This window comes from Emticicia sp. C21 (genome assembly GCF_003418935.1).
Classification (GTDB): domain Bacteria; phylum Bacteroidota; class Bacteroidia; order Cytophagales; family Spirosomataceae; genus Emticicia.
The window spans coordinates 157,797-174,227 of the sequence record NZ_QVMT01000012.1 but is presented as its reverse complement, the minus strand read 5'-3'; the positions used below and the strand labels follow the sequence as shown (position 1 = coordinate 174,227).

The 16,431-nt window shown below is 37.6% G+C and carries 13 protein-coding genes; 7 read left to right on the top strand and 6 right to left on the bottom strand.

All coding sequences use genetic code 11. The features are described 5' to 3' along the window. Nucleotides 1-67: 67 nt before the first annotated feature. Nucleotides 68-898 (top strand): 5-dehydro-4-deoxy-D-glucuronate isomerase, encoded by an 831-nt coding sequence (gene kduI, locus D0T08_RS22530; RefSeq protein ID WP_116985008.1) that lies wholly within the window; start codon nt 68-70, stop codon nt 896-898. Between the two features lie 45 nt (nt 899-943). Further along, nucleotides 944-2,131, top strand: a complete 1,188-nt coding sequence (locus D0T08_RS22525; protein ID WP_116985007.1) for a glycoside hydrolase family 88 protein — start codon at nt 944-946, stop codon at nt 2,129-2,131. Nucleotides 2,132-2,186: 55 nt separating this feature from the next. Here the strand turns inward: D0T08_RS22525 and D0T08_RS22520 are convergent, their stop codons facing one another. From D0T08_RS22520 to D0T08_RS22505, 4 genes are all read right to left on the bottom strand, one after another. Further along, nucleotides 2,187-3,800 (bottom strand): Na+/H+ antiporter, encoded by a 1,614-nt coding sequence (locus tag D0T08_RS22520; RefSeq protein ID WP_116985006.1) that lies wholly within the window; start codon nt 3,798-3,800, stop codon nt 2,187-2,189. Between the two features lie 133 nt (nt 3,801-3,933). Further along, nucleotides 3,934-6,474 carry a TonB-dependent siderophore receptor gene (locus D0T08_RS22515; RefSeq protein ID WP_116985005.1) on the bottom strand — a complete coding sequence of 847 codons (2,541 nt, stop codon included), beginning with the start codon at nt 6,472-6,474 and terminating at the stop codon, nt 3,934-3,936. An 84-nt stretch (nt 6,475-6,558) separates the two neighbouring features. Then, nucleotides 6,559-7,551 (bottom strand): aldo/keto reductase, encoded by a 993-nt coding sequence (locus D0T08_RS22510; protein WP_116985044.1) that lies wholly within the window; start codon nt 7,549-7,551, stop codon nt 6,559-6,561. Nucleotides 7,552-7,628: 77 nt separating this feature from the next. Continuing rightward, on the bottom strand, nt 7,629-8,528 hold the full coding sequence (locus D0T08_RS22505) for an AraC family transcriptional regulator (protein WP_116985004.1): 900 nt from the start codon (nt 8,526-8,528) through the stop codon (nt 7,629-7,631). 363 nt (nt 8,529-8,891) lie between these two features. On the opposite strand from D0T08_RS22505, the gene D0T08_RS22500 reads away from it, so the two are divergent. From D0T08_RS22500 to D0T08_RS22480, 5 genes are all read left to right on the top strand, one after another. Next, nucleotides 8,892-10,019, top strand: coding sequence for a glycosyltransferase (locus tag D0T08_RS22500; RefSeq protein WP_116985003.1), 1,128 nt, complete (start codon nt 8,892-8,894; stop codon nt 10,017-10,019). 319 nt (nt 10,020-10,338) lie between these two features. Next, nucleotides 10,339-10,743 carry a response regulator transcription factor gene (locus D0T08_RS22495; RefSeq protein ID WP_116985002.1) on the top strand — a complete coding sequence of 135 codons (405 nt, stop codon included), beginning with the start codon at nt 10,339-10,341 and terminating at the stop codon, nt 10,741-10,743. Between the two features lie 15 nt (nt 10,744-10,758). After that, nucleotides 10,759-11,955, top strand: a complete 1,197-nt coding sequence (locus tag D0T08_RS28140; RefSeq protein ID WP_304465953.1) for a sugar transferase — start codon at nt 10,759-10,761, stop codon at nt 11,953-11,955. Nucleotides 11,956-12,064: 109 nt separating this feature from the next. After that, a complete protein-coding gene (locus D0T08_RS22485; RefSeq protein WP_116985001.1) occupies nt 12,065-12,982 on the top strand; it encodes a glycosyltransferase family 2 protein in 918 nt (305 codons plus the stop codon). An 85-nt stretch (nt 12,983-13,067) separates the two neighbouring features. Continuing rightward, nucleotides 13,068-14,201, top strand: a complete 1,134-nt coding sequence (locus D0T08_RS22480; protein WP_116985000.1) for a glycosyltransferase family 1 protein — start codon at nt 13,068-13,070, stop codon at nt 14,199-14,201. Between the two features lie 7 nt (nt 14,202-14,208). Here the strand turns inward: D0T08_RS22480 and D0T08_RS22475 are convergent, their stop codons facing one another. Both D0T08_RS22475 and D0T08_RS22470 read right to left on the bottom strand, forming a co-directional pair. Then, nucleotides 14,209-15,069, bottom strand: a complete 861-nt coding sequence (locus D0T08_RS22475) for a beta-1,6-N-acetylglucosaminyltransferase (protein WP_116984999.1) — start codon at nt 15,067-15,069, stop codon at nt 14,209-14,211. 9 nt (nt 15,070-15,078) lie between these two features. Beyond that, nucleotides 15,079-16,431 carry a lipopolysaccharide biosynthesis protein gene (locus D0T08_RS22470; RefSeq protein WP_116984998.1) on the bottom strand — a complete coding sequence of 451 codons (1,353 nt, stop codon included), beginning with the start codon at nt 16,429-16,431 and terminating at the stop codon, nt 15,079-15,081.

The following is a 16,431-nucleotide window of genomic DNA, read 5'->3' as shown; positions in this document are numbered from 1 at the left end:
CTAAATCATAGTTCAGGACAAAATCACTCAATCACAAATTCACTAAATCACTAAATTATTTGAAGATATGCAAGCAAGATATGAAAGTAGCCCTAAGGAAACGGCGGGTATGAATACAGCCGAATTGAGAAACAATTTTCTGGTGGAAACTTTATTTACACCTGACCAGATACATATTGTTTATTCTCACTATGACCGCATGATTTTGGGTGGTATTATGCCTAAGAACGAAGCAGTTGAATTAGGCAATTATGATGAACTGAAATCTGACTATTTTCTGGAAAGAAGAGAAATCGGGATTATTAATGTAGCTGGCAATGGCAAAATTACTGTCGATGGTGAGGCTTTCAATATTAATAAACTAGACTGTTTATATGTAGGCAAAGGTGCTCAGAAAGTAGTTTTTGAAAGTGTGGATAGCAGCAATCCTGCGAAATACTTTATTCTTTCTGCTCCCTCACATGCTGCCTATCCAACCCGATTAATGACCAAAGAAGAGGCTTCTCCGGCCAATATGGGTGCGGTTGAGACAGCTAACCAACGGATTATTTATAAATATATTCATTTGGATGGTATCAGAAGTTGCCAGCTGGTAATGGGTTTAACGGTGCTACAAACGGGTAGTGTGTGGAATACCATGCCATCGCATACGCATGATCGCCGTATGGAGGCTTATTGTTATTTTGATGTACCTGAAAATCATAGGGTATTGCACCTGATGGGGCAACCGCAAGAGACCCGTCATTTATGGATAAGCAACCATCAGGCTATTATTTCTCCGCCGTGGTCAGTGCATTCTGGTTGTGGTACTTCAAACTACTCATTTATCTGGGGGATGGCTGGTGAAAATCAATCGTTTGCAGATATGGACTTTATTCCGATTTCTGAGTTGCGCTAATTCAAAACTTATTTATATGCTTATTTAATTTCAATCTTTCTTACAATGAGACTTACCTCTAAATTGACAATTTTGTTACTTTTTGTTTCTTCAATTCTTTTTGGCCAGAAGAAGATTGATGTAGCAAAAGAATTTGCCTTTGCTGCTCAGCAATATGAAGGCATGCTTAAAAGCCACCCTGATATTACCAAAACGCCACAATCGACCAATCCTGATGGTTCGCCAAGAGATATGCCAACCAGTTGGTGGTGTAGTGGTTTTTTCGGTGGTTCGCTATGGTACATTTTTGAACAAACCAAAGAACAGAAATGGAAAGAGGCGGCTGACAAATGGACAATGGCCGTTGAAAAAGAGCAGTTTAACACAGGCACGCACGATTTAGGCTTCATGTTATATTGCCCTTTTGGTAATGGTTATCGCCTGACCAAAAATCCAAAGTATAAGGAAATTATGCTTACCGGAGCGAAGTCGTTAGCGACTCGTTTTGACCCTAAAGTAGGCTTAATTAAATCATGGAATAACTGGAAAGGCTATAAGTATCCGGTGATTGTTGACAATATGATGAACCTTGAATTTTTATTCTGGGCATCACGCGAATCAGGCAATAAGGAGTTTTCTAATCTTAGCATTACCCATGCGGATAATACCATCAAAAACCATTTCCGTCCTGATAATAGCAGCTACCACGTAATTGCTTATGGTGAAAACGGTGAAGTATTGAAAAAAGGTACGCATCAGGGATATGCCGATGAATCGGCATGGGCGAGAGGTCAGGCCTGGGCTTTGTATGGTTATACAGATATGTACAGAGAAACCAAAGACAAAAAGTATCTGGCACAAGCAGAGAAAATTGCTGATTTCTATCTGAATCATCCGAATTTACCAAAAGACAAAATTCCTTACTGGGATTTCAATGCACCAAATATCCCGAACGAAGAGCGTGATGCTTCTGCAGGTGCTATTACTGCATCAGCCTTATTTGAGCTAAGTACTTATGTTGGCAAAGCAAAAAGCAAAACCTATTTTGATGCTGCCGAAACTATGTTAGAGAGCTTGACAACTCCAACCTACAAAGCTAATTTAGGCGAAAACAACCATTTTATTCTGAAACATTCAGTAGGTGCAAAACCGCTTAAATCAGAAATTGATGTACCATTAGTATATGCTGATTATTATTTCCTGGAAGGCTTGTTACGCTATCAGCGTTTGAAAAATAAGCAGAAATTGTTTTAAGACTTTTTACAACTTTTGCAACAAAAATGCCCCTGAAAAGGGGCGTTTTTTGTTATCACTGATGCTCTTGCAACATCTTCTCCCTCACTTTAAACTCTTCAATATCAATCAATGAATGATATTTTCTGACCAATTCTTCATCAAATTCTGCTTTCAGGTTGATTCTATCGAGTAGTTCACGTTGGTGTTCCAATAGCTGCAGATAGGTGTATTGATAGCTTTTGTAAGGGTGTTCTTCTGTTGGGTCTGTTTCTTCTAGGGTTTGGTTAAATAGTCTTAGCTCTATTCTTAATTTTTCAAGCAGGTCGTTTAGTTGATTATCCTTAGCGCCATCTTCCTCATATTTTTTTTCCAAATGCTGAATAGAATATTGCAGGATTTTCTTCTGGATGAGTATTTCCTGTTCATGCTCTGTCATAGTAGCAAATTTATCTACCATATGCACTCTCTTAATAAGCCAGGGAAGCGTAAGTCCTTGAAAAACCAGGGTTACCAGAATGACAATAAAGGTGATGAATAGAATGAGATTACGATATGGAAACGGCTGCCCTTCGTTGGTAAGCAAAGGGATAGAAAGCGCTGCCGCCAGAGATACTACCCCACGCATACCAGCCCAGCCAAAAATCAATGGTAGTCTCCACCCAGGATTAGCATCTGCCACCGTAATAAACCGGCTAACCCAGTGTGAAAACCAGGAGGCACCTAAAGCACAAAGTACCCGAACAATAATCAAAACAAACGAGATTGCGAGGCCATAGAAAATAGCTTCGCTTAACTTAGTATCTCCCAATTGCTCAACAATTGAGGGTAATTGTAAACCAATTAATAGAAAAACCAAACCATTCATTACAAAAACCAAACTACCCCATACATTTACACCCTGAATACGGCTGGCGTAGGTAAGAATCTTATTTCGCTTGCTTGACAAGAAAAGCCCGCCACATACGATTGCCAATACTCCTGAAAAATGGAAATACTCGGCAAAATAGTACATACAATAAGGAGTGATAAGCGTCAGAACAATCTCAATACTTGGCGTGGTCGGTAACCATCGGTGTATACCATAAAAAATTAACGCAACCAGAAGCCCAATCAGTACACCCATCACTACTACCAGAAAAAAATTGCCTGCTGCCTCTTTAAAATAGAATTGGCCTGTAAGTATAGCTAATAAGGCAAAACGAAAGACAATCAAAGAAGAAGCATCATTTAATAAACTTTCCCCTTCTCCGAGACTTAATAATGATCTTGGTACTTTCAGGCGTCGCATAATGGTCGCGGAAGAAATGGCGTCAGGCGGTGAAACGATACCTCCTAAAAGAAAACCCAATGCCAGAGTAAAATCTGGGATTATTAATACTGAAAAATAGGCAACCACGCAAGCATTGATAATTACTACCAGAAAGGCAAAACTCATAATTACCCGTCTCCACCGCCAGAAGTCTTTCCAAGACACCTGCCAGGCCGACTCGTACAATAGCGGGGGCAGAAAAATAAAGAAAATTAAATCGGGATTGATGGTAACATTTGAAAATATTGAGAAAAAACTGACTGCCAGGCCACCTAAAACTAATACAATCGGGTATGCCAATTGAAGTTTGTTGGCCACCATAACCAATGCCAGGATAATCAGGATAAGGTAAACGTACTCGATAAACTGGTCGTGCATAGTAGAATCTTATTTAACAGCTAAAATTAATAACAAGAAGTTTAAAAATGCTAGTGCCTGAGAAAAAATGGCATAAATAATATGCCCTCAAGTGATGGAGGAGGTACTAAATGAGTAAAATAATTTAATTCAATCAGTTATAAGTAATGGAGAAGTAATAAAAACCACCCACGCTTGGCCCTGCCAGAAAATTGCTATAGTATTTATTCAGCACATTGGTTGAAGCCAGTTTAAAATTCAGTTTCCAGTCAGGTATACGGTAAGATAATTGAACGTCTACATTGTGCATGGCTGATACTTCGCCGGTTGCTAAAGAAGATTGCCAGATATATTTATCCTGAAACCTATAGCTAACAGAAAAACCTACATTTTTAAACAAATCAGGGTTTTGCAGGGCTAGATTGCTTATCCATTCAGGTGTGTTAAAAGCCTCTTCCAAGCCATCCCCTGAATCTTTTCTTTGCAAAGTGGCATAAGAGATATTTCCGACAATCAGAAAGTTTTTAAAGAAGCGATACTTCATACTCATACTTGAGCCATAAGTATGCACTACTGCCTTAGAGTTTGTCCAGAGACGATAACGGCTTTGGGTGTTTCTGTTGTTCAAATAAATAGCAATAGAATCAGGATTCTGAGATTTAGTGATATTGGCCTCAACCTGAGCCATGAAATTGCGGTAACGGTTATAATAGAAATCCACATCAAAAAACAGGCGTTTCTCTAAGAAATAACCTTTATAGCCCAGTTCAAAACTCTGAACTTTTTCGGGCTGTATATAGGTATAATCATTCTTCTTCAATAAACCTGAGTTTTGTTTAATAGCTTCATTCACATTCATCCCTTGGGTATTAACTGCCGATGTTACAGCAGCCTGAAAGGCATCTACTGAGGTTTTAAAATATGAATTTTCAAAAATACCGTCAGACATGATACGTAGCCCTCCTACCCGTTTCACACCTCCACTATTTACATTTGAGAAAGCCTCGAATAAACTCGGGAAACGATAGCCATTCTGGTAGGATACCCTCAAATTGAGTTGGGGCGAATTTGAAAACACACTAGCAAATCGATAATTAAATTGAGGGTCGAAATATTGATTTTTATCCATTCTGATAGATGACACTAATTTTAATTTATCTGCCCACATACTTTTGGTAACTTGTAAAAAGCCTCCTGTCTTATTGTAAGAAATATTCTTCCCGGCATCAGTAGGATTGATAAAATAGTTGCCATCAGGATATACCCAATAATTACGAAAGTCAAACCCGGCAAGTAGTTGGATATTGGTTTTCTCTCTGAAATTGCCCAATAGTTCTTTGGTTAAATCTGCTTGTCCGTCTGTATGAAACATCCACGTACGCACTTGTAAAGCTGCCCCAATATCCCAATTGTTTATCTTTCTTAATTTCTCTATTAATGCATCAAATTCGGCCGTTTTAGGTTGTGTCCGGTTCTTATCAGCATCCAATCTAGCTTGCTTAAGGGCAGTTACGTCAGGCAATCCGTTCAAGACAGAGGTATTAAAGCTTTTGGTAAAATCGGCAAACCATATATCATCCGTCTTAAATGCCCGGTCTATGTTTTCGGCCATCGAACGGATATTATAAGAGTTGCCGGTATTTTCGGTAGTCAGATAACTTCTTAGCTGAAAAGTATTGTCTTTATACTGAACTGAATGCTGTGAGATACGGTAATCTTCTAATCTGAAACGATTGGTGCGTTGGTATAGATTATTCACAATTCCGTATCTAAAGGTATAAACAAGTTCTGATTTGGATGTAGGTCGGAAGTAGACCGAAGCATCAGCTTTAAAATTACCGATACCAAAATCGGCAATTTCTTTTTCATAATAACCTGTACGGGCTACTGAATATCTTTTGCCATTCAGCGTAAGCGTTCTTCTATTAGAAGACTCATTGCCATAAGAGTTAATGGGGTCAATGGCAGGGTTATCTGAACCAAAAAGCATTAAAGACGAATTTCCGTTAGGATTCAAATCTGTCTGATTGTCAGAAATCCAGTCATAACCGCTCAGGTAAAACAGATTTACCTTAAAAGCCAATTTAGAATTAATAACCTTAGCATACCTTAGAGAGCTTTCATTCAATAATTTGGGAGTAGCATTCAAGCTATTCAAATGATTAACTCCATTCTTTTGCTGAAAGCTTAAGCCTTCTTTATCAAAAGGAGATAGGGAATATAAATTCACCATGCCATTCAGTGCATTTAATCCCCATAATGCAGAAGCAGAGCCCAGGATAACTTCTACATGTTCTATATCTAAATCGGTCGGTGTTAAAGCAGAGGCAATAGCTGCTCCAATATGAGGCGCCTGATTATCGATACCATCAACCAATTGTACAAACCGCACATTGGTTGGGTTTGCAAATCCTCTTGAATTATATACTTTAAAGCCCAGACTCGAAGTCATTAACTGAAGACCTTTCACATTTTCAAGGGCATCGAAATAAGAGCTTTGCGCAGAATTCTGAATGGTTTTCTTATCTAAATATTCTATACTTATGGGAGATTTTACGATGTCTTCAGGGATTCTTGATGCCGAAACTACAATTTCATTCAATGCTTTTACGGTATCTTTTTCTATTGATTGTTGGGCAAATGATGATAAATAAGATATGAATACCAGAATGAAAACTGTAACAAGTCTCTTCATAAAAAAGCGTTATATTTTCAGAAATATAACGCTTGAATTTTAAAAAGAAAATTATTCTCGTCAAAATAATTAGTTCAGAGCATACTATAAGCCTGTAGATTTCTCCATCGCTTCTGTATAGCGCGAACCTGTAACCTTTATATGCGCCGAGGCGTTTTCAATTTCCTGTAATTCTTTGGCTGTTAATTGAATTTCGGCAACTTCATTATTCTCGGTAAGGCGATGGATTTTTGTAGTACCGGGTATTGGCACAATCCAGGGCTTTTGCGCTAATACCCATGCCAGAGCAATTTGCGCAGGCGTTGCGTTTCTTTGTTCAGCAAACTGATTCAATAAATCCAGCAAGGCTTTATTGGCTGTACGCGCTTCTTCAGTATACCTTGGTAGTACGTTACGAATATCTCCTTCGGCAAATTTGGTGGTTTCGTCAATTTTTCCGGCTAAAAACCCCTTGCCTAATGGGCTGAATGCTACCAATCCAACCCCCAACTCTTCAATAGTCGGAATAATTTCTATTTCGTGCTGACGTGTCCAGAGTGAATATTCGCTTTGTAATGCTGTAACGGGCTGTACTGCATGTGCTTTGCGGATAGTACTTGCCCCTGCTTCTGACAAGCCAAAATGTTTTACTTTTCCCTCTTTTATCAACTCCTGTACAGTTCCAGCAACCTCTTCAATAGGTACATTAGGGTCAACACGATGTTGATAAAAAAGGTCTATTGCCTCTACTCTTAATCTTTTTAAAGATTCCTCTGCTACCAGTCTGATATTATCAGGGTGGCTATTAACTCCTGAATGTTTGCCTTGAGCCCGATCAATATTAAAACCAAACTTGGTGGCAATTATTACTTCTCCTTTAAAAGGCTCTAAAGCCTCCCCTACTAATTCTTCGTTTGTGAAAGGGCCGTAAACCTCTGCCGTATCAAAAAAAGTAACTCCCTGCTCTACAGCCGTGCGAATTACTTTAATCATTTCAGTTTTTTCGCCTGCAGGGCCATATCCAAAACTCATTCCCATACAACCAAGTCCCAAAGCTGAGACCTCCAGGTTGCTATTTCCTAATCTGCGTTTTTGCATATCTATCATATTTAAAATTAAACTAATGGTATAAAAATTAACTAACCGTTACAATATTCAGTACCTATTTACGAAAATCAAATATTCCGGAATTTCACAGGGCTTTTTTGCACATGCTTTTTGAAGAAATTATTGAAATGAGTTACCTCAGTAAAACCAAGGGCATAAGCAATCTCTGATACATTCCATTTACTCTGTTTCAGCAATATTTTTGATTCCTGCAAAATACGCTCTGTGATCAATTGCGAAGTCGTTTTTTGCGTGATTTCCTTAACTGCCCTATTCAGATGATTTACATGTACATTGAGTTGAGTAGCAAAATCAGATGCTGAGCGTAACTGAATAGCCGGGTGAGCATCATCTATAGGGAATTGTCTTTCTAATAACTCTAAAAATATGGCAGCAATTCGTTGAGACGCATTGATATGTTGTTTATCAAATGCAGAAGATGGCTGCATTTTCATGGCAAAGTGCAATAATTCAAACACCAGATTGCGAAGCACATCATACTTGTGCATATAGTCAGAGTCAATTTCTTCAAACATTCGCTCATAAATAGTGCTTACTTTAGTGGCCTGCTCGTCGGTTAATTCAAAGATATGCGTTCCGTTTGGTTGAAAAACCTCATATTGACTCAGGTTACCAAACTGATGGAAAAAGTGCTGATTAAAAATGCAATAGGCACCACTTCTGACATTATCCAGATGCTCCCATTTATATGGAATCTGAGGATTGGAAAAAGATAAAGCCTGTTTTTTTACCTCAATCACTTGGTCGGCATAGTGTATCTGGCTATTACCTACCACCAGCATCACTTTATAATAATCCCGACGTTTATAAGGAATGGGCTGAGATTTACCGTCAATCAAAGGCTCTAATCTGAACACATTAAAATGCCCTATTTCATTGCGGATATTCTCAGGCAGCCATTCGAACTTCCTTTGATACATTTCTTCAATTGTCTCAACCTTTTCCATGCTTTTCAACTAATAAAGTTTGATTAATCATCCATTCAGGCAAACATTTTATAGATTAAAATCACAATACAAAATTAGTTTGTCCGATAGTCAATTTCTAAACGAAATTCAAACCAAAACTTACGAAAATCAAATAATCCGCTCAACTGAAACTATAATCTTTGGTTCTTAACAAAATATATGATTAAAAATCTCTGATTCAACTGGTTTTCTTTACGAACTATATTCAGACAAGTTTCTTTATAGAGATAATAAAACTTTATGACCCCGTTTGATAACTTTATTAAATTATTGGCATCAGGTTTGTGCATAATTTTTTACTTTTAAAAAATATATACTTACCTATTCTTTAAGTCACCAGACATGCCAGAAAATAAAAAAATCAGAATTCTTCAAACAATCAGACAGGGTAAAATAGGTGGCGGAGAAACCCATGTGCTTGATTTAGTGAGTACACTCAATAAAGACAAATACGAGTCTATCGTGCTTTCGTTTACAGAAGGCCCAATGGTAGATAAAATGAAAGAAATGGGTGTAAAAACGTACGTAATTTATACCGAAAAACCATTTGACAGGTCTGTTTGGGGGAAAGTAAAGGACATTCTGGAAGAAGAGAAAATAGAGATTGTACATGCGCATGGTACAAGAGCCAATTCCAATACTTTTTCTGCGGCAAAAAAATTAGGCATTCCACTATTATATACTGTTCATGGCTGGTCTTTTCATAACGACCAGAATTTTTTGGTAAAGACCGTGCGAACCTTTGGAGAAAAATTCTTAGTCAAGAATGCAAAAAAGACCATTTGTGTATCTAATAGCAATTATGAAGATGGAGCTAAGCGGTTCAGCATGAAGAATGCTACTGTCATTACCAATGGCATAAATCTGGCAAAGTTCGACCTGACCAAATCTTTTAAAGATATAAGAAAGGAGTTTAATATAGCAGAAGATGAGGTTTTGGTAGGTTTTATTGCCCGTATGACCTCTCAGAAAGACCCTTTTACGTTCTTAAAAGCCATTGCCAAAATTCCGGCAGATAGCAAAATAAAATTCCTGATTATCGGCGATGGTGATAGTAAAGAAGCAGTATTGAAGATGGCGGATGAATTGAAAATTAACTCAAGAGTTATTTTTGAAAAATTCAGACAAGATATACCTGATGTATTGCATGGTATTGATATCTTCTGTCTGCCATCTTTGTGGGAAGGTTTGCCTATTGCTTTGTTAGAAGCAATGGCTATGGCAAAAGCTGTGGTAGCTACAGCCATTGATGGCACAAAAGAGGTAATTGTACATGAGAAAAACGGCTTATTAGTACCCGTTATGAATCCGGATGAATTGGCAAATGCACTGATTCGTTTAGCGAATGACAAAGCCTTAAGAGACCGTTTGAGTAGCGAAGCCAGATTGACTGTGGAAAGAGATTATAATGTGGAGCGCATGACCCGGGAAGTTGAAAAAATTTATGATGAATTGTATAAACAACAATAATCTTACTATATTTATAACAGAAACTTTACACTTGATTAAGTGAGGCTGTAATACTGTAAAACCCATCTGTTTACTACTTAGAAAAACGAAATTGTCATACGATTTGGCAAAATAATTGCTGTAAAATATACTGATTGAAAGATCATTTTTTAAAACTGTAATCATAGCAAATAGTAATTCCGGTAATTGTAATTGTCTGTTTATTACCTAGAACCCAAACATTTCTTTTAACTTAATATAGCGGTTCATTTTCATTCAATAAGATTACATATCCGGCAATTAGTATGCTTTTCTACATATTCTCAAAAATATAACGACGATGAACAAAAAATTAAAACTTCTGATAATTGATGATGAGGCAAGTATTAGAAAAGTTTTAGAACATTTCCTGAATAAAGAATTTGAAGTAACAGCCAAGAATGATGGAATGGAAGGCATGAACTGGCTGGAAGCCGGAAATGATACCGATTTTATCATTGCTGACCTAAATATGCCAAACCTAAACGGGAAAGAATTTACCAAAGTAATCAGAGCAAGTAATTTATATTCAGATTTACCAATTATTATACTTTCCGGAACTGACGAAAGTAAAGAGCGTATTGAATGTCTGAACATTGGTGCTGACGACTTTATGTTGAAGCCATTCAACCCTATGGAGGTACACGCTAAAATAAAAGCGATTTTGCGCCGTGTAAAACCAAAATCTATAGTTGATGCCTATTAAACTCATTTTTGGTATATGAATAATACTGTACCCAATACTACGACAATAACAGACGAAGAAAAACTTCCGATTAAGATAATTCTGGTAGAAAGAGACGATAAAGCCGTGGTGGATTTTCTGAAGAGATTCGGTCAGAAGATTCATGTAAAGGTCATGAATAGCGCTGAAGCTTGTCTTGACTATCTAAAAAATACTTACCCGCCTGATGCTGTTGTCATCGGCAGAAGTAGTGGTGGTATAAAATTTCTGGAAACCATCCGTAGCCAGGCCTGGACAAGAGCGCTTCCGGTCATTCTTACCAGCGACCATATTACACATGGTTTACTGAAAGAATTACATGAAAAAGGTGGCGACGATATATATCCAAGCGATTTCAGCAGTGGAGATTTAATTACCCGTCTTGAATATTTTATTAAGCGTCGTCATTACAAAGCGATGCAACAAACCAAGGCAAGTATTCTGGATGTAAAGATTCCGCTCTGGAAAAGATTTATAGATGTTTCTACTACCGGGCTAGCCTTATTATTACTTTCGCCCCTTTTAATAATTGTGGCCATTTTAATCAAACTTGATTCAAAAGGACCTGTTATTTATTTATCAAAACGCGTAGGTGCCGGATATAAAATTTTCAGTATCTATAAATTCCGTACGATGCGCACCGATGCCGATAAGTTGATTAAAAACATGGGCTCGCTGAATATGTACACCAAAAATACGGAAGTGAAACAGGTAGCCGGACTTTGTGAAACCTGCGCAGGTATAGGTACTTGTCAGCAACAATTATATCTGGATGGTGAAATGGTTTGTGAAAAAATGTATCTGACTGAGAAAAAAGAGAAAGTAGCTTTCATGAAATTCCAGAATGACCCTCGTATCACCAGATTGGGCAAATTCTTACGGAATAGCAGTATTGACGAGCTTCCACAGTTGTTCAATATTTTCTTAGGAGATATGTCGTTGGTGGGCAACCGTCCTTTGCCGCTTTATGAGGCGGAAAAATTAACTACTGACGAATACATTGAGCGCTTTGCAGGGCCGGGAGGTTTAACCGGGTTATGGCAGGTAACCAAAAGAGGAAAAGGTAAGAAAGATATGACCGAAGAAGAACGCATTCAACTAGATATTGAATACGCCAGAAACTTCTCCTTCAAATATGATATGAAAATTTTCTTTATGACTTTCCCTGCTTTATTACAATCAGAGAACGTATAAGACTACTTCATTTCCTGTATTGAGCATTATTTATTTCGGTTTACCAGATCTGGTAAACCGAAATAATATAGAAAAACATTTAAGGATAAAACATTTAGTTTAGTCTTTTATGCCAAGCAAAACACCTAAAGTTTCGATAATTACCGTCAATTTTAATGGTACCGCTGTTACTGCCGAATTACTTCGTTCTTTGGAGAAAATCACCTATCCATCTATTGAGGTGATTGTGGTTGATAATAGCAATAAAGAACCCGGGCATCAGCTACCTATTGATTTTCCTTGGATAAAATATCTTGAGACAGGCGCTAATTTAGGTTTTGCCGGAGGTAATAATCGTGGCATGGAAATAGCCACGGGTGATTACTTTTTTCTATTGAACAATGACACAGAAGTGGACCCCGGATTTTTGGAACCGTTGGTTAACCGTATGGAAAGTGACAAAAAGATTGGTGTCATTTGTCCGAAAATTTTGTATTTCGACGAACCGGATACTATTCAGTTTGCCGGATTTCTGCCTATCAATCCTATTACAGGCCGAGGATTCTCTATTGGTCATTTTGAAAAAGATCAGGGACAGCACGATGTGGCCCGACCAACTTCAAGAGCACATGGTGCAGCTATGATGTATTCGAGAGAGGCTTTTGAGAAAGTAGGCATGATGGCCGAGCTTTTCTTTTTATATTACGAAGAGATGGACTATTGTGAAAGATTTAAGCGGGCAGGTTATACTATCTGGTATGAGCCCAAAAGTAGAATCTGGCATAAAGAATCAATGAGTACCGGGAAAGGTTCTACCTTAAAAACGCATTATTACAGTCGAAACAGGCTACTTTATTTACGTCGCAATACCTTCGGATTTCAAAGATTTCTGATGTTTATTTATTATTTCTTTGTTGCTGTACCTAAAAATATGTTGGGATATATACTCAAACGTGACTGGCCACATCTGAAAGCTTTCTGGCAGGGTTTCGTCTGGAATTTCAGCAATAGCTCAAAAGATGTTCATGATAAAGTAAGTTTATCATGAGATAGTTTGCAATTACAATTATCTTTAAAGGAACTTTTGAGTGCGTTTTGTTTTTGTATCTACACAAGTATACTTTGCAAACCAGATGCGTATAGGAATAGAGGCTCAACGAATTTTTCGACAGAAAAAGCATGGCATGGATATTGTCATACTTGAAATTTTACGCCAGTTACAGCAAATCAATACTCCTCACGAATACTTTGCGTATGCTCAGCCTTATAAAGATGTAGATACGCTCCACTCCACCAAAAACGTCAGGGTAAAATTAAGTGGTCCGGCTTTATATCCTATCTGGGAACAATATATCTTACCCCGCGAAATCAAAAAAGATAAAATAGATTTGCTGCATTGCACAAGCAATACTGCTCCTATCAGTACCAATGTTCCCCTGGTGGTTACTATTCATGATATTATTTATTTAGAAAAACAGACAGGTAATAACGGAGTTTTTTATCAGAAACTAGGTGGTATTTATCGGCGATGGAACGTACCTCAAATAGCAAAAAAGGCCTCGATGATTGTTACGGTGAGCGACTATGAACGTAATAGAATTATTGAAAAATTGAATTTGCCCGAAGAAAAAGTAAGAACTGTTTATAATGCCTGCGGCAACCATTTTGGCGATGAATATAGTGCAGAGGAATTGCAGGACTTTAGGAAACGGATGAATTTGCCTGAGCGATTTGTGCTATTTTTAGGCAATACAGACCCCAAAAAGAATTTGCCTAATGTTATCAGGACTTTAGGATTGCTCTATGAAAGAAAGCAATTAGATTTCACTCTGGTTATTACCGATTTTAAGATAGAGCATTTATTGCCTTTATTAAAAGAGCAAAACAACGAGCATCTGCTCAAATATATCATGCTTATTGGCTATGTTGTCAATCAGGAACTGCCCAAATTGTATAAACTGGCTCAACTGTTTTTGTATCCATCGCTGAGAGAAAGTTTCGGAATTCCGATTCTGGAAGCTATGCAGTGTGGCACGCCGCTGATTACAAGCAATACTTCTGCCATGCCTGAAATAGCCGGAAATGGGACTGCGCTGGTAGACCCGACTCAACCCGAAGAAATTGCCGAAAAAATAGTGAGGTTATTAAATGATACTGACATGAGAACAAAAGTGATAGCTTATGGTCTCCAAAGAGTTAAGTTGTTTTCGTGGAAACAGACTGCTGAACAAATAGTGAATATTTATAATGAAATCCTGAACATTTAGGCTGATCCTAGTGCAATTCCTTGTGCTTATACTTCGCCTTATCTAATTCATCTAATAATTCGGTAGATGCTTCCAGGCTGAATTTTCTGGCAAACAGTTTTCCTGAATCAACTAATGGTTTAAAATCCTTCATCGTAAAAGTCTTTGGACTTGCCTTTCCTTCCGACCAGTCAATGTAGCGCATACTGTCGTTTACAATGTCGTTTTTGTAAGGCGAATTATAAAGAATCGTCTGGAATATAATTTCATCAGCTCCCCAGGTTAGTTCAAAAAACTTCTGAACGTCCTGATTCTTCTGTAGGTATTCAACAATGTACTTGATATGCTTTAGGGTCATAGTAAACCATTGAGATCGACCGACCGGAATCAAATTGTTTGGCATCTTACGTCGTGGAGCAAACAGATTCAGGGTTTTTTCAAGTGCATATCTGCCACTGAAACGGAAATTAACAAAATGATACTTTCTTAATCTTGGTAATGCTTCCTGCCATTCAGAATCTATCAATAAGGCATCCATAAATGCCTTGCCCGGATTATGCGCAAAGAAATCATGGATGGATTGTACACTCTTTAAGGGGTAATCCTGGCCACTCAATAAGTTTACGTAATCGTACTTTTTGCGTGAAGCCAGAATTTCATAAAAACTATTGACAGTGGCCTGAACAATGCTATATGCCCCCCAATATACTTTTATGCGGTTATGGATAAAAAAAACATGGCTATTGGCCAACGGTAATAAAGCCGTCATATCTGTCTTTAAATCAACATGAATATAGAAATCGGCGTCGGGGTGCGCTAAACTTTCTATCAATCTTTTTAATTGATCTGGCTTACTGGCATGAGTCAATATTAAATGGGCTATTTTCATAGGTAATTGTTAAGCAGCCTTGTTTTTTAAAAAGACCTGACTGTATAATTGTTTGATTTCATTAAACCCAACTGTAAAAAAACCCAATAGCGTAAAGTCAAGATATTTTTTCAGCCAGATATATCCAAAAATAATACCCGCTAAAAAAGTAAAGAAAGTAGCAATTGCCGTACCGATAATATCCTTAAAAATATACAAACCCAGAAAATCAAAACTGATATTGATCGCTAACATTAATAATACTTTATAAAAATTAATTCTTGGCTGATGAATAATATCTAAGGTAACTCCCATGAATCGGTCAAGCGGATAAAACATGGCAAAAGACATGAAAATACGATAAACTGTAACAGCCTGTGTATCTATATATTTACCACCCCCTAAAATACCAATTGCTAAATCGGCCAATAGTATGGCTATCAAAGAGATGGGTATCAGGCATATAGTCAGTAAGCCACCATACTTCTGCATAATGTTTACCACTTCTTTCTTATTATCTTTATTAAATGCCTCTGACATAGACGGCATACCTGTTGCCAGAAAACTCCGGAGAGGAATCTCTATAACTTCCATCAGACGCATCGGGATATTATACATAGCTACGGCGGCAGGCCCTGCAGTACCCAGTACTATCATGATAATAAAAGTATCAGAACTACGAAGCAGGTTAGAACTAATGGTTGTACCAACACTGTATTTACCAAAATGAAACAATTCGCTGATAGATTCTTTTGTTCGTTTCTTAAAGGTATCTAAATGCGTCCATCCTTTTATTAAGCTATAAATACTCACCACCAACACACATGCTGCATTTATTATCAAAATTTTATCCAGTTTCAGCTCATGAAATATGATCATTGCTAAAACTGTGAGAATAAATAAGCCCTGATTAATTACTCTCAGAATCAATAATTTATCAAAACGTTGCTCGGCCTGTAATACCCACATAGCAATATTTGAGGGTAAACTGCAGAGAAAAGTAATGCCAAACCACTGAATAGTAATCTCAATACCCGGATTATCGATAAATTGTAAAAACGGAATCGCTAATAAATTTAACGCAACCATCGCAGCTGTAATAACAATCCCCAGATACCATACCGAACCTAATACAGCCTCTGCTTTCTCCTTTTCAGCCCCTGTATAAAATTTTATCAAGGCCACCTGTAAACAACCACTTCTGAATGTATCTAATAATACGAAAACCGATTGAAAAAAGAACCAATACCCGAGGTCGTCGGATGGCATAAATCTGAATAAAATACCGGCAAGTACCATTCCTAAAACGGCCATTGCCCCATTGCCAAACAATGATAAAAAATGTCTGTTACGCAGTTTTGATATTATATTCTTTAAATTCAT

Excerpts from the sequence above, each read along its gene's own strand:
- kduI (WP_116985008.1), top strand. The coding sequence starts at position 68 with ATGCAAGCAAGATATGAAAGTAGCCCTAAGGAAACGGCGGGTATGAAT.
- D0T08_RS22525 (WP_116985007.1), top strand. The coding sequence starts at position 944 with ATGAGACTTACCTCTAAATTGACAATTTTGTTACTTTTTGTTTCTTCA.
- D0T08_RS22520 (WP_116985006.1), bottom strand. The coding sequence starts at position 3,800 with ATGCACGACCAGTTTATCGAGTACGTTTACCTTATCCTGATTATCCTG.
- D0T08_RS22515 (WP_116985005.1), bottom strand. The coding sequence starts at position 6,474 with ATGAAGAGACTTGTTACAGTTTTCATTCTGGTATTCATATCTTATTTA.
- D0T08_RS22510 (WP_116985044.1), bottom strand. The coding sequence starts at position 7,551 with ATGCAAAAACGCAGATTAGGAAATAGCAACCTGGAGGTCTCAGCTTTG.
- D0T08_RS22505 (WP_116985004.1), bottom strand. The coding sequence starts at position 8,528 with ATGGAAAAGGTTGAGACAATTGAAGAAATGTATCAAAGGAAGTTCGAA.
- D0T08_RS22500 (WP_116985003.1), top strand. The coding sequence starts at position 8,892 with ATGCCAGAAAATAAAAAAATCAGAATTCTTCAAACAATCAGACAGGGT.
- D0T08_RS22495 (WP_116985002.1), top strand. The coding sequence starts at position 10,339 with ATGAACAAAAAATTAAAACTTCTGATAATTGATGATGAGGCAAGTATT.
- D0T08_RS28140 (WP_304465953.1), top strand. The coding sequence starts at position 10,759 with ATGAATAATACTGTACCCAATACTACGACAATAACAGACGAAGAAAAA.
- D0T08_RS22485 (WP_116985001.1), top strand. The coding sequence starts at position 12,065 with ATGCCAAGCAAAACACCTAAAGTTTCGATAATTACCGTCAATTTTAAT.
- D0T08_RS22480 (WP_116985000.1), top strand. The coding sequence starts at position 13,068 with ATGCGTATAGGAATAGAGGCTCAACGAATTTTTCGACAGAAAAAGCAT.
- D0T08_RS22475 (WP_116984999.1), bottom strand. The coding sequence starts at position 15,069 with ATGAAAATAGCCCATTTAATATTGACTCATGCCAGTAAGCCAGATCAA.
- D0T08_RS22470 (WP_116984998.1), bottom strand. The coding sequence starts at position 16,431 with ATGAATTTAAAGAATATAATATCAAAACTGCGTAACAGACATTTTTTA.